Genomic DNA, 12,564 nt, shown 5'->3' with positions numbered 1-12,564 from the left:
ACCCCGACGAGCCCGCCCCCAACTCGGCCGGGAAGAACGTGCGCCGGCTCCTGCTGGAGTCCCACGGCCGCTTCATCACCAACAAGTTCATGCACACCCCGCACCCCCAGATCCGCGCGGTGATGCGGGAGATCGAGGAGAAGTACGCGCAGGACGTCGAACGCACCAGCCGGTCCCGCTTCCGCGCCACCACCGACATCGCCATGGGCGCCACGTTCCACCACCACTACGCCTATCTCACCGGCCGCGCGGTCCCGGGCAAGTTCAGCTTCCGCTACGTCGACATCGGCCGGGACGACGCGGAGGAGAAGCTGGCCGAGCTGGAGAGCACGCGCCGCTTCGACTTCTTCTGCCTCAACGACGTCGACGTCCCGGACGAGGAGCGGGAGAAGGTCGCCGACCGCGTCCGCACCTTCCTGGAGGGCTACTTCCCCTACCCCAGCCCGTTCGAGCTCCCCGCCGGCGCGTAGGCCCGGCCGGAAGCCCGGCCCGCATCGGCACGGGCCGCCCGGGTGCCGGGCGCTCACAGCTCCCAGGTGTGGGTACGCCCGTCGGGGGAGGTGTAGGCCATGGTCTGTCCCCGGGGTGTGACGCGGACGGTGAACCACTCGCGGCGGGGCCGGTTCAGCTCCCGCCACTGCCGGTGGGCACGCTCGACCGCCGCCCACAGGTCCCGGGGGCCGGCGGCGGCGACCGCCGCGCCGGCGCGCCCGTCCCCGTGGTCGGTCACCCGTGCGCGGGAGCCGTCGGCGGGGTCGTACAGGACGGTGGTGTGGGAGCCGTCGGCGGCACGGTGGTGTTCGCGCTCGACTCCGGACCCCAGGTGGAGCTGGGCGAAGAAGGAGAACGTCCAGTCGTCCAGCACGCTGCCGGACAGCGGCGTCTCCCGGCTCCGCCCGCCTTCCGCCCCGGCCGGGTGCGGTGCCGGGCGGGGGCCGGACAGCAGCGGCATGAAGGCCGCCGGGGTGTGCAGGAGGTGCCCGGCGGCCGTGCCGTCCGCGAGCTTGGTCAGCCGGGCCAGCACCCCTCCGGCCAGCGTCCCCTTGAGCGGGACCACCATGATCCCGCCCACCGCGCACTGGTCGGTCCAGGCTGCCGGGACGCGCCGCACCGAGCAGGTGGCGATGATCCGGTCGAACGGCGCGTGCCCCGGGGCACCCTCCGCGCCGTCGGCCGTCTCCACCACCGGTGACAGCCCCAGGCCGTCCAGCCGCTCCCGCGCCGCGGTGGTGAGGCGTTCGGAGACGTCCACGGTCACCACGTTCTCCGCACCGGCCAGCCGGCACAGCAGCGCCGCGTTGTAGCCGGTCCCCGTGCCGACCTCCAGGACCCGTGCGCCCGGCTCGACGTCGAGCGCGTCGAGCATGTCGGCCATCAGGCTCGGCGCGGTCGAGGAGGAGGTGGGCACGCCCGTGACGGCCCGCTCCCCCGCGTCCTCCGCGTGGAGCCCGTCCACCTCGGTGATCAGGGAGTCGTCCGCGTACACCCGCGCCGCCCACTGCCCGGCGTCCCCGCCCCCGCGACGGCAGGGCAGGAAGCGGCCGCCGTCCCGGCGGTAGAACACCGGGACGAACCGGTGGCGCGGCACGTTCAGGAAGACCTCGGCCAGCCGCGAGGAGAGCACGACGCCGCCCTCGTCCATCCGCCGCACCATGCCGACCCGCGCCTCGACCAGTTCCCCGTGCTCTCCGTGCCCGTCGCCCCCGTGCGCTCTCACGTCCCTTTCCCTTCCAGCCAGTCGGCGACGGCAGCCGTGATCGGCAGCCCGGTCGCCTGCTCCACGAAACCGAACTGCCCGCTCGGATTGACTTCCAGAAAGCACCATCGCCCCTCGGGGGTGACGACGAAGTCGAACGCGCCGTAGGGCAGGCCGAGGGCGTCCATCATCCGGCGTACTCCGGCCGCGACGGCCGGCGGCGGCTCGCACAACCGGTACCTGTGGCTGTCGTAGTCGCTGCGCCAGTCCACGTGTCCGGCCGGTGAGTCCGCGTGGATCTCGGCGGCGAACAGCCGCCCGCCGACGGCCGTCAGCCGCACCTCGTACGCCTTGGGCACCCACTCCTGGAACAGGTGCGCCGTGGTGGTGACGTCCGGGTGGCCGAGTTCTGCGGGGCCGACGACGCTGGTGTAGACGGCCGCCGACCTCCCGCCAACTGTGCCGCGCACGGGGGTGAAGGGTTTGAACACCACCCGGCCACCGGTCTCCTCGCCGAACTCCCTGGCCGCACCGGGGTCGTTGGTGATCAGCGTGTGCGGCACGGACAGCCCTGACTCGGCCGCGACGCGCAGTTGCAGGGGCTTGTACTCGGCGTCGGCCGCTCTTCCCGGGGGCGGCAGCCACCGGACCGGCAGCGCCGCCAGCAGCCCGCCGAAGCCCCGCCGGGCCTCCCGCTCGGCCACCCTGCGGGCCTCCGGCGACATCCCTTCGGGGAAGCGGGGGCGGGCGGGCCTGCGGTAGTAGACGCTGCGCACGTCCCGCAGGTCCAGCGTCCTGCGCCCGGTGCGCAGTGTGCCGCTCCACGCCTTCCCGGCCGCGTGCCCGCCCTCCCCTGCCCGACCGGTTTCCCCGGTCCTCCCGCCGAGGCGCGCGGCGAGGGACAGCCCCAGCGGGAAGTCCGCGACATCGGTGCGGAAGACGGGCACGGCCCGCCGGTTCAGTTCCTCGACCACCAGGTCCGCGGTGGGGTCGAAGCGGCCCGCCAGCACCAGGACCGTCCCGGAGGCGGTCATCCCGAGCCGTCCGTCATCGGGCACCGGCCGTCAGTCGTCGCTCGGGCCCGGGTCGTCCGGCGCGTCCATCTCGCCGGTGGGCTCGGTGGGCCCGAAGGTCTTCGGCGGGTTCCTGGTCATGAACACCCCTGGCGGAAGGCCTTGGTAGACGCCGGTCTGCGTCTCCTCGTCGTAGGCGATGTCCTGCGGCAGCACACCTCCCGAACCGGTGGTGGCGGTCAGGAACCGGAAGGCCAGCGGCGCCGGTCCCCGGTGGTCCGTCAGGTCCGGCAGGTCCGGGGCGGCTCCCCGGTCCAGCGGGAACCTGTCCTCGGGCCTGTCCAGAGCCAAGCCCGCCCCGGTGCGTTCACCGGACAGGAATGTCATGGTCATGACTCCCCCTTCGCTTCGGGGGACGGAAGCCCCCCTTGGGTTTTCTCCTCTCGACGGCGGCCGTAAGCCGGTTTTCCGGCCATAGCCCGGCCCGTACGGGCCAACGAGCCGACCGGCGTCCGGTTTCGCGGCCCGTCCCCGCCGGGCTCCACGGAGAGCCGGGCGGCGGCTGACCGCGTGCGGGGCTTTCGCCCCCTTTCCCCGGCCGTACGGCGTGGGATACCTCTGGGGTCGGGCGTCCGGCAGGCGGACGCGCCGGGGAGAGGAGCGGACATGGCCGGGGAGCGGTTAGCGGACGGCTGGCGGGTGGATGAGCGGTGCACGAACTGCGATGTGGCGAGGCAGCTCGCGCCCGGTCTGATCGGCGAGGAGGGCGGCCGCTCGGTCGTGCTGCGCGAGCCGCGCGACCGGGCCGAGACGGAGCGGCTCCACGCCGCCGCGCACGCCTGCCACACCCGGTCCGTCCACCCGCCGAGCGGGCGGCTGGAGGAGGTGCCCGACCCGTTCCCGATGCCGCTGGACGGCGGGAACGGCGGGAACGGCGAGGGCGGCACGGACGACCCTGACGGCGCGGTGTACCTGTGCGGGCACAACTCCCGGCAGACGGCCGGCGCCAACTCCTATCTGCTGCGCCGCCCCGACGGCACCGTGATGATGGTGGACACCCCGCGCTGGAGCCCGTCGCTGGCCAGGCGTTACGAGAAGCTGGGCCCCGTCACCGACGTACTGCTCACCCACCGCGACCACGCCGCGCACGGCCGCCAGTACGCCGACGGCTTCGGCGCGCGGCTGTGGATCCACGAGGGCGACCTCGACTCCGCCCCCGACGCCGACCGCGTACTGCGCGGCACGGAACCGGTGGAGATCGCCGACGGCGTGGTCGCCCACCCCCTGCCCGGGCACACCGAGGGCAGCGTGCTCTACCTCGCGGACGACCGCTACTGCTTCACCGGCGACAGCTTCCACTGGTCGCGCACCACGGGCGACATCGAGGTCTTCGACACCGTCACCTGGTACTCCGTCGAGGAGCTGGCCGCCTCCCTGGAGCGGGTGGCGGGGCGGATCAGCTTCGAGTGGCTGCTGCCCGGCCACGGCGACCGGCGGCGCCTGCCGGCCGGCGAGATGTCCGAGCGGCTGCGCCGACTGGCCGCCCGGACAGGGGAGTTGAGGCAGCGCCCGGTGGACTTCAGGGCGATCCGCTGGTGACGGTCCCCCGGCGGGCGTACGGCCCGGGCGGTCCCGGCGGCCGGTGACGCACGCCCGCCGGGGCACGCACGGCGCTCACGCCGCCGCGGCCGGCTCCCCGGTGTCGTCCAGCGCGCACCGGATGAGGGTGTCGGCGGCGGCGCGGGCGTGGCCCGCCATGTCCGGGTCGCGCGATATGGCAGCCGTGGTCTGGGCGCCCTCGGCGAGGAGGACGAGCTGGGGGGCGAGATGGTCCGGACCGCCCGCGGCACGGACCAGGTCGGCCACCTGGCGGCGGAAGGACTCCTTCTGCTCGCGCACGGCCCCGGCGATCCGGTCGCTGCCGCCCCCCAGTTCGCCGAAGACGTTGATGAAGGCGCAGCCGCGGAAGTCGTCCTCGCGGAACCAGCCGGCCAGGAAGTCGAAGACGGCCAGCAGCCTCTCGCGCGGTGTCCCGGCGCCGTCGACCGCATCGGTGACGCCCGCGTTCCAGCGGTCCGTCCGGTGCCGCAGCACGGCGACGATCAGGTCCTCCTTGGAGGGGAACAGCGCGTAGATGCGCTTGAGCGAGACGCCCGACTCGCTGCGGACGGCGTCCATCCCGACGGCCTGCACACCCCGGGCGTAGAACAGCCGGTCGGCGGCGGAAACCACCCGTTCGCGCGCTGTCTGCTCATCGATCACGAGAACTCCCCTTGCAAAGAGAACCAACGTTCTCTACTGTAGTCGACAGAGCCGGAGAACGACCGTTCTCCGCAGCGGAGAGGATGTTCCCATGGGCTACGTCAAGGTCGGCAGCGAGAACACCACCGACATCGAGCTGTACTACGAGGACCAGGGGTCGGGTCAGCCGGTCGTCCTCGTCCACGGCTACCCGCTCGACGGCCACAGCTGGGAGCTCCAGACCAGGGAGCTGCTCGCGGCCGGATACCGCGTCATCACCTACGACCGCCGCGGCTTCGGGCAGTCCAGCAAGGTCGGCGAGGGATACGACTACGACACCTTCGCCGCCGACCTGGACACCCTCCTGGAGACGCTGGACCTGCGCGACGTCATCCTCGTCGGCTTCTCCATGGGCACCGGCGAACTGGCCCGCTACGTGAAGACCTACGGCCACGAGCGGATCGCCAAGCTGGCCTTCCTCGCCTCGCTGGAGCCGTTCCTGGTGCAGACCGACGACAACCCCGGCGGGGTGCCGCGTTCGGTGTTCGAGGGCATCGAGGAGGCCGCCCGCGCCGACCGCTACGCCTGGTACACCCAGTTCTTCAAGGACTTCTACAACCTGGACGACAACCTCGGCACCCGGATCAGCCAGGAGGTCGTCACCGCCAACTGGAACACCGCCACCTCCTCCGCGCCCGTCGCCGCCTACGCGGTGGTGCCCGCCTGGATCGAGGACTTCCGCGAGGACGTGGCCGCCGTCCGCGCCGCCGGCAAGCCCTCGCTGATCCTGCACGGCACCGCCGACAACATCCTGCCCGTCGACTCCACCGGACGCCCCTTCCACAAGGCGTTCCCGGAGGCGGAGTACGTCGAGGTGGACGGCGCGCCGCACGGCCTGCTGTGGACGCACGCCACCGAGGTCAACCAGGCCCTGCTGGCCTTCGCCGGCAGGTGACCGCCCGGCGAGCGGTCCGGGAACGGGGTTCAGGGGCCGGGCTCGCCGCGAGGCGGGCCCGGCCCCCGGGCGTCGGAGCCTCCGGGCAGGGCGTCAGCGCAGGGCGCGGGCGGAGAGCCGGTAGCGCAGGCCGTCCCCGTCCGGTGCGGTGAGGACGTGGAGACCGCCGTCCTCCAGGACCCGCAGGGCATCGCGGTCCGCGATCCCGTCCAGCGGCCGGTGCCGCAGGACGGCGGCGGGGTCGTACGGGCGGCCGGGGTCGTACGGGCGGATGGTGCCGGGCGCGGCCCAGGGCGCGTCCGGGGGCGGGTCGATACGGTCGGCCAGGCGCGGGGCCTGGGCCCGTATCCAGCGCAGGGCGCGGCGGGGGTTTCGGGCCCGATGGCAGTCGAGCAGCCACTCCCGGTGGGTGCCGGCGTCCAGGACGGTGGCCTCGCACCACACGCCGGTGCCGCCGGAGTTGCGGGCCGCGGCCACGGCGAAGCCGGTCAGCGCCGCGCTGACGGTCATGATCAGCGCGCCCAGGCACAGGGCGGTGAGGTCCATCGCGCTCACGTCCCCTCGCGCGAGGCGCGCAGCTCGAACCAGACCCGTTTCCCGGCCGGCTCCGCCCCACCGGTCCAGCTCACGCCCCAGGCGTGGCTGAGCGCCTCCACCAGGAACAGCCCGCGCCCGCCGGTCTCGTCCTCGGCCGCGTGGCGCGGGCGGGGTACGCCGCGCTGGTCGCCGTCCCACACGGAGACGACCGCGCCCAGCCGCGTGACGGCGGCCCCCACCCACAGGTGGGGTACGCGGGTGTGCACGACGACGTTCGTCACCACGTCGCTGACCAGTGTGCGGGCGGTGTCCAGCAGCCCGTGGTGCCCGGCGGCGCACAGCCACGCCGCGACCGCGTCGCGGGCCACTCTCGGGGTGGTGGGCAGGGCGGGCGCGGTCAGCCGGTAGACGGCGGTGGCGGGTCTGCCGGGTGCGGTCACGGTCATCTGCGTCTTCTCCCAACGCGGTTCGTCTGCGTTTCGCCTGCGGAGCACGCGCGCCCACCACCGTGGCTCGGCCGCCCTCCCCCGCCCGCGCCGGTACGCGGGCAGGGGAGGTCAACTGCACTGCGGGTTCACTGGTGTTCACGCTGCGCTACCGAGGACCATAGGGCACATGGATGAGACGTCACAACCATGTGACAGGATCTTCGCTCGTGAGTGGACCGGCGCTGCGGACGCGCGGCACACTTGGAGCGCCTATCGGGAGAGGATCGATGCCACCCAGGAGCAACCCCACGGCACGTCAGGCACGACTGGGCGCGGAGCTGCGGAAGTTGCGCGAAGCCTCAGGCCTCACCGCTCGCGAAGCGGGAGAACTACTCGGCGGCAACCAGGCCCAGATCAGCCACATCGAGTCGGGACGCTGGGGCGTCAGCGCGGAACGCGTACGACGACTCGCGGCCTTCTACTCGGCCGGCGACCAGAAACTGATCGACGCCTTGTGCGAGATCGCCGAGGACCGGACCAAAGGATGGTGGGAGGAGTACCGAGGCGTCCTGCCTCCGGCATTCCTCAACGTGGCAGAGCTCGAATACCACGCCACCCACCTGCGTTCGCTCCAGACGCTCACGGTGCCTGGGATCTTCCAGACGGAGGACTACTCGCGGAAGCTCTTCGAGGAAGTGATCCCACCGCTCCCCCGAAGCGAGATCGACGCGAGAGTCGAGCATCGCTCAAGGCGACGCGTGATCTTCGAACGTGACCACCCCACACCGTTCGAGGCGATCATCCACGAAGCCGCGCTGCGTATGCGCTACGGCGGCCGGAAAGTGGCTCGCTCTCAGCTTGAGTACCTGCTGGAAGTCTCTGATTGGCCAAGCGTCACCGTACGAGTCATCCCCTTCACCTCCGAGAGGTTCATCGGCTCAGCCCAGTCTGTGCTGTACGCGGGCGGACCTGTTCCACAGTTGGATACTGTCCTTTTGGACAGTGCGTACGGATCCGTTTTTCTGGACGCACACGCGCAACTGGAGAAGTACAGGTCGGTTTACGGCGCCCTGGAGACGGTCCCCCTCGACACCAAAGATTCACGCTCCATGGTCAAGAGAATCATCAAAGAACTGTGAGGACTCCGACGTGCCTGGTTTCATCGATTGGCAGAAATCCTCATTTTCCGAAGGAGAAGGAGCTAACTGCATCGAGCTTGCAGCACAGCGAGGAAGCGTTCTCATACGCGAGAGTGATATTCCCGAATTGATCATCGCAACCAGCCCTGAGAGCTTGAAATCTCTCCTCAGGGGAGCCAAAAACGGCGAGTTCGACCACCTCACACGCTGACCCCCGGAGGGCGAGCCGACATGTCCGCACCCATCGAGTGGCACGCCGCCTCCTGCGGCGGTGGCGGCAACAACTGCATCGAGATCGCCCGGGACGGCGATCGCGTCCTCATGCGCGAGAGCAGCAAGCCCGACGAGATCGTCGTGACCACGCCCGCCAAGCTCGACGCCTTCCTCAAGGGCATCAAGGCCGGCGAGTTCGACCACTTCGTCGACTGAGCGCCGGTCAGGACTCTGAAGACGCCGGCCCCCGCCACTGCGTCGGCGGGGACCGGCAGTGGCGCAGCGCGAGCCGGCCGCGTGTGCCGCAACGTACGCGGAAGTACACCGGTACGGACACCCCCGGGCGGCGCCCCGGACATCGTCCGCAGATGCGATCAAGTAGGCCCCCGGCCCACGATGAACTGGCAAGTGGCGTTCAGCCCGCCTGCCGGGCGGGCCGGGAGGCGATGGCCATGGAGAATGAGCAGGCGAAGGGCAAGAATCCCAAGAAACGCCCACATGGAAGTTGGCCGAGGGGTGCTTGGAAAGAGCGGATCAAGGCACGATCCAGGTCCCTGGGACTCCAGGTCGAAAGCATCAAACGCGACTCCGAGGCACTTCGGAACGATCAGAAATTCCTCGATTCGCTGGATATAGTAAAGAAGGAAGCCGAATCCGCTGCTGATCACCACAGCTGGTTCATCCGGGCGCCGCTCCTGGAAAGGGCATGGGCAAATCTGAGGGCCGCCGAGGTCGCTCTCATTCCCTACATGTCAGACAATGAGATCGCGGGTCAGAGCATCACCGTTCTGGCGAAGGCACAGCGCCATCTGGTCTCCGACGACCTCCGGCTGAAGGAACTGAGCGAAAGGATCGAATACATCCGCTCAGGAAAGATCGGGCCGACCGACCGCACCCTGCTGGCCACCACTCTGGAGGCCGCATACGAGGCTGAGGACATGGAGATCGCGAGGATCCGCAGCCTCCGGAACATCCTCTGGTCCGCCACCCTGTGCGTCACCTTCGGCGTGGTCGGATTCGTGGTCTACATGTGGTACAACCCCGTCGACCTCTCCCTCTGCTTCAGATCCGAGGCGGCCTCCCAGAGCGTCCGGGGAGAAGGCGGCAGGGACATCGTCATCGCCTGCCCCTCCAATGAGTACCGGGCACGGAGCGAGGCCGATCTCCCGGCCGAGGCGGCGAGTTCCCACGACTCCGCCTCGGTGGCCATCGCCGGTCTCGCCGGAGCGGCGCTGACGGTCGTGGCCGCCATCCGCCGGCTCTCGGGAACGAGTTCTCCCTATGCACTGCCCACCGCGGCGGCGGCGTTGAAGTTCCCCACGGGTGCCCTGACAGCCATTGTCGGGATCCTGCTGCTGCACGGCGGGTTCGTCCCCGGACTGTCCGCACTCGACACCCGGGCACAACTCCTGGCCTGGGCCGTGGTCTTCGGATCGGCCCAGCACCTGGCAACCCGACTGATCGACATCCGTGCCGAGAAGACCCTGATGCAGGCGGGCAAAGCCGGGGTGCCCAGGTCTACGAAACAGGATGACGGGGTCGCCTAGAGCGAGTCGTTCCAGTGCGGGACCGAGCAAGGTACCGCGTCGGGCGGCGTCCGTTCCTCCGCAAGGCAGTTCGTGCGAGATCCGGTCCGCAGTGGCGCACGGATGCGCACCGCACTGTCAGGAATCGAAGCGGCTCCGGGCCGCCTCGATGTGGCCGAGGTAGCGGTGGGGCCAGTCGCACATCACGTCGACCGCCTCGCGCAGGGCCCGGCCCGGCTCGGTGAGGGTGTACTCGACGCGTGGCGGCACGGTGGGGTGCACCGTCCGCTCGACCATGCCGTTGCGCTCCAGCATCCGCAGGTTCTGGGTGAGCATCTTGTGGCTGACGCCCTCGACCTCGTCCCGCAGCTCGCTGAACCGCAGGGTGCGTTCACCGAGGGCCTCGATGATCAGCAGGCCCACTTGTTGGCGATGTCCGAGAAGATCTCCCGCGCCAGGGAGTCCGCGCGCCGCAGGTCCGCTTCCTCGGGGGAGTCCCCGAACTGCTTGGTCACCATGAGGTTCCTCAGTCACTCAAAAGTGCGTTCTTCCAGGTCAGCGCAGACTCTCCTACGGTTTCCGAGTAACCGCAAGAGACCACGGGCGCCCACGGGTGCCCGGACAGGAGAACGGACGGACATGGCCATCACTCTGATGAACCCCGACGGACTGCCCGCCATCGACGTCTACCGGCAGGTGTCGGTCGCATCCGGATCGAGGCTGGTCTTCGTCGCCGGGCAGGTCGCCTGGGACGCCGAGGGCAACACGGTCGGCGCGGGCGACCTGGCCGCCCAGGTCGAGCAGTGCTACCTCAACGTCGCCGCCGCCCTGGCCGGGGTCGGCGGGACCTTCGACGACGTGGCGAAGCTGAACGTCCACGTCGTCGACTGGACCCCCGACAAGATGCCCCTGCTCCTGGAGGGGATCTCCCGGGCCGCCGCGAAGCTGGGGACCACCCCGGTCCCGCCCGCCACACTGCTGGGCGTGGCGGCGCTGGACGTACCCGAGCACATGGTCGAGGTCGAGGCCACCGCCGTCCTGGACTGAGCGCCCGCCCCGGCCGGGTGTGCGGGGACGGGCGGGTACCGGCGGCGCCTCAGTGCTGGACCAGGCCGCCGACCGGGACGGGGGCGACGTGGCCGGTCGGCGGAAGGTCCCGTGCCAGCGCGAGGCCGACGTCGACCAGTGATGACCGGTGCAGGCCGGTGACCTCGGGGACCGGGGTCCAGACCGACTCGACGATGTCGCCGTCCGGCTCGGGCCGGAGCCGGCCGCCGGTGATGCGGACCCGGTAGAAGACGCCGACGTTCTGGTGCACGACTCCCTCACGCGTGGCGGTCGCGGGAATCACCCGCGAGTCCACTCCCAGCAGGCGGTCCACCACCGCCGAGCAGCCGGTCTCCTCCGCGACCTCCCGGATCACCGCGTCGAACGGGTCCTCCGCGTGCTCGACCCCGCCGCCCGGAAGAGTCCAGTTGCTCCCGCCGTCCGGCAGTAGGTGACGGGCGAGCAGCACCCGTCCGTCCTCGATGCACACGGCGTACGCCGCCAGCCGGAAACTCATCCCCACTCCCCCCGCCGGACCTTGTCCGGCATCCATGGTTCGCACATCACCACACGGAACGGAACCAGACGAGCACGAGCGCCACCGGACGGCACCGTGCCGTGCCGGGGACGGGTCACGCGACGGGCGGCAGCGCGAGCCAGTCCTGCCAGGTGATGTCGCGGCCGATGCAACGGGGCCGGCGGAAGGGCCAGTCGGCGTCGATCCACCGCGGCACCAGCGCGTCGAGCGCGCGCTCCTCCTCGCCGCCGACGAGGTCGTCCACCACCCACCAGGAGATGTCCGCGTCGGAGCCGGTGCGCTCGGGCGGGTCGATGTAGACGCAGCCGAGGAGCGCCGTCTCCTCCTCGTTCAACAGGGCGTAGTTGAACGACTGGTGCGCGGCGATCTCCTTCTCGTGCCGGAGCAGGTCGACGCGGTCCTCCTCATAGGTCATCGTCTCGGCGGGCCAGCCCCAGGCGGGGCCGAAGATCTCCCACAGGCGCTCGCGGGAGCCCATCACGGCGGGGTAGTCGATGGCGGTGTCCGCCTCCCGGATCGGCCGCAGGTGAAGCGCGGTGCCGGGGACGGGCACATGGACGGGGTGGACGAAGTCCTCGGGGAGCCAGCTCACGAGGGCCGAAGCTACCGCCGACCGGCGCGGGACGTCCCGGTATTTTCCGCGCACCGGTGCCGTTGCCCGCGCCGGTACGCCGGCACTCCCGCCTTCGTCCTCCTTTGAAGCTTCCCGGGCGACCGACAGGGGAAATCAGGGAGCCTCCTTCGAAAAGTCTCACAGGGAAGTTCAATGAAACAATTCAATGCAGGCATCACGAGAAGGAGGCCCGGAATGAAGTTCCGTCTTGAAGTCGACATGGACGACGCGGCGTCCGCCGAGGAGTCCGCCCGCGAGCTGGGCCGCATCCTGCGGTACTGGGGAGGGAACCTCCACCACTACGCCCTGCGGCCCGGTGACGGCTCGGCCGTCCACGACTCCGGCTACCGCGAGGTCGGCCGGTGGAGCATCGTCTCCACCGACGCGGCCTGACAGCCCCGTCCCTCCGGCGCACGGGGGTCCGCCGGTATCCGTACGGCCCGCCACCCGGGGGACTCCGGGCGGGGCGGCGGGCCACACCCGCGCCCCGCGGGGGCGCTGGATCCGTTCCGCGGCACCGGTTCCGTTTCCATGCACGGCGAGCCCGGGATTCACACCTTCCGGTGACGAGGCGGCTCTCCGGGGCCCGCCGGCCCCCGGGCACGGCCACGCTGAGGC

Annotated in this window: 17 protein-coding genes and 1 pseudogene; 9 read left to right on the top strand and 9 right to left on the bottom strand. The window is 70.9% G+C overall.

The genetic code is table 11. From position 1 onward, the window contains the following. On the top strand, window positions 1-470 hold a 470-nt coding region (locus L7D48_RS18080; RefSeq protein ID WP_237880493.1), incomplete at its 5' end, for a stealth conserved region 3 domain-containing protein. Between the two features lie 53 nt (window positions 471-523). Here L7D48_RS18080 and L7D48_RS18075 read toward each other — a convergent pair. The 3 genes from L7D48_RS18075 to L7D48_RS18065 are packed head-to-tail and all read right to left on the bottom strand — an operon-like array spanning window position 524 to window position 3,102. After that, the gene (locus L7D48_RS18075) at window positions 524-1,717 is read right to left on the bottom strand and encodes a methyltransferase domain-containing protein (RefSeq protein ID WP_237880492.1); all 1,194 of its coding nucleotides are present in this window, start codon (window positions 1,715-1,717) and stop codon (window positions 524-526) included. After that, entirely contained in the window at window positions 1,714-2,730 is a 1,017-nt protein-coding gene (gene tgmB / locus L7D48_RS18070) for an ATP-grasp ribosomal peptide maturase (protein ID WP_237880491.1), read from the bottom strand. Before tgmB ends, L7D48_RS18075 begins: the two co-directional genes overlap by 4 nt. 30 nt (window positions 2,731-2,760) lie before the next feature. Then, window positions 2,761-3,102 (bottom strand): hypothetical protein, encoded by a 342-nt coding sequence (locus L7D48_RS18065; RefSeq protein ID WP_237880490.1) that lies wholly within the window; start codon window positions 3,100-3,102, stop codon window positions 2,761-2,763. A 273-nt stretch (window positions 3,103-3,375) separates the two neighbouring features. On the opposite strand from L7D48_RS18065, the gene L7D48_RS18060 reads away from it, so the two are divergent. After that, on the top strand, window positions 3,376-4,308 hold the full coding sequence (locus L7D48_RS18060; RefSeq protein WP_237880489.1) for an MBL fold metallo-hydrolase: 933 nt from the start codon (window positions 3,376-3,378) through the stop codon (window positions 4,306-4,308). A gap of 75 nt (window positions 4,309-4,383) precedes the next feature. On the opposite strand, the gene L7D48_RS18055 is transcribed toward L7D48_RS18060, so the two are convergent. Then, window positions 4,384-4,971: a TetR/AcrR family transcriptional regulator gene (locus L7D48_RS18055; protein WP_237880488.1), complete on the bottom strand. Its 588-nt coding sequence runs from the start codon at window positions 4,969-4,971 to the stop codon at window positions 4,384-4,386. A 91-nt stretch (window positions 4,972-5,062) separates the two neighbouring features. Between L7D48_RS18055 and L7D48_RS18050 the strand changes: the two genes are divergently transcribed. After that, window positions 5,063-5,905, top strand: a complete 843-nt coding sequence (locus L7D48_RS18050) for an alpha/beta fold hydrolase (protein ID WP_237880487.1) — start codon at window positions 5,063-5,065, stop codon at window positions 5,903-5,905. A gap of 93 nt (window positions 5,906-5,998) precedes the next feature. Here L7D48_RS18050 and L7D48_RS18045 read toward each other — a convergent pair whose 3' ends face one another. Both L7D48_RS18045 and L7D48_RS18040 read right to left on the bottom strand, forming a co-directional pair. Then, window positions 5,999-6,460 (bottom strand): hypothetical protein, encoded by a 462-nt coding sequence (locus tag L7D48_RS18045; protein ID WP_237880486.1) that lies wholly within the window; start codon window positions 6,458-6,460, stop codon window positions 5,999-6,001. Next, entirely contained in the window at window positions 6,457-6,888 is a 432-nt protein-coding gene (locus L7D48_RS18040) for an ATP-binding protein (RefSeq protein ID WP_237880485.1), read from the bottom strand. The genes L7D48_RS18045 and L7D48_RS18040 overlap by 4 nt, the downstream gene beginning before the upstream one ends. A gap of 269 nt (window positions 6,889-7,157) precedes the next feature. Here L7D48_RS18040 and L7D48_RS18035 point away from each other — a divergent pair, with 269 nt between their 5' ends. The 4 genes from L7D48_RS18035 (at window position 7,158) to L7D48_RS18020 (ending at window position 9,769) form a co-directional block, all read left to right on the top strand. Beyond that, complete coding sequence (locus tag L7D48_RS18035) at window positions 7,158-8,009, top strand: helix-turn-helix transcriptional regulator (RefSeq protein ID WP_237880484.1); 852 nt, start codon at window positions 7,158-7,160, stop codon at window positions 8,007-8,009. Window positions 8,010-8,019: 10 nt separating this feature from the next. Continuing rightward, on the top strand, window positions 8,020-8,220 hold the full coding sequence (locus tag L7D48_RS18030; RefSeq protein WP_237880483.1) for a DUF397 domain-containing protein: 201 nt from the start codon (window positions 8,020-8,022) through the stop codon (window positions 8,218-8,220). 20 nt (window positions 8,221-8,240) lie between these two features. Beyond that, window positions 8,241-8,438 (top strand): DUF397 domain-containing protein, encoded by a 198-nt coding sequence (locus L7D48_RS18025; RefSeq protein WP_237880482.1) that lies wholly within the window; start codon window positions 8,241-8,243, stop codon window positions 8,436-8,438. A gap of 236 nt (window positions 8,439-8,674) precedes the next feature. Then, entirely contained in the window at window positions 8,675-9,769 is a 1,095-nt protein-coding gene (locus tag L7D48_RS18020; RefSeq protein WP_237880481.1) for a hypothetical protein, read from the top strand. 117 nt (window positions 9,770-9,886) lie between these two features. Here the strand turns inward: L7D48_RS18020 and L7D48_RS18015 are convergent. Further along, window positions 9,887-10,266: pseudogene (locus L7D48_RS18015) on the bottom strand (winged helix-turn-helix transcriptional regulator). Between the two features lie 121 nt (window positions 10,267-10,387). Here L7D48_RS18015 and L7D48_RS18010 point away from each other — a divergent pair. Next, a complete protein-coding gene (locus L7D48_RS18010; protein WP_237880480.1) occupies window positions 10,388-10,795 on the top strand; it encodes a RidA family protein in 408 nt (135 codons plus the stop codon). 49 nt (window positions 10,796-10,844) lie between these two features. On the opposite strand, the gene L7D48_RS18005 is transcribed toward L7D48_RS18010, so the two are convergent. Both L7D48_RS18005 and L7D48_RS18000 read right to left on the bottom strand, forming a co-directional pair. Beyond that, complete coding sequence (locus tag L7D48_RS18005; RefSeq protein WP_237880479.1) at window positions 10,845-11,312, bottom strand: NUDIX hydrolase; 468 nt, start codon at window positions 11,310-11,312, stop codon at window positions 10,845-10,847. Window positions 11,313-11,427: 115 nt separating this feature from the next. Continuing rightward, the gene (locus L7D48_RS18000) at window positions 11,428-11,925 is read right to left on the bottom strand and encodes an N-acetyltransferase (RefSeq protein ID WP_237880478.1); all 498 of its coding nucleotides are present in this window, start codon (window positions 11,923-11,925) and stop codon (window positions 11,428-11,430) included. Window positions 11,926-12,141: 216 nt separating this feature from the next. Between L7D48_RS18000 and L7D48_RS17995 the strand changes: the two genes are divergently transcribed. Next, complete coding sequence (locus L7D48_RS17995; RefSeq protein WP_237880477.1) at window positions 12,142-12,339, top strand: hypothetical protein; 198 nt, start codon at window positions 12,142-12,144, stop codon at window positions 12,337-12,339. The last annotated feature ends 225 nt before the right edge of the window (window positions 12,340-12,564 follow it).

This window comes from Streptomyces sp. ICN903 (genome assembly GCF_022015835.1).
Classification (GTDB): domain Bacteria; phylum Actinomycetota; class Actinomycetes; order Streptomycetales; family Streptomycetaceae; genus Streptomyces; species Streptomyces fenghuangensis.
This window is presented reverse-complemented; position numbering and strand designations above follow the sequence as displayed.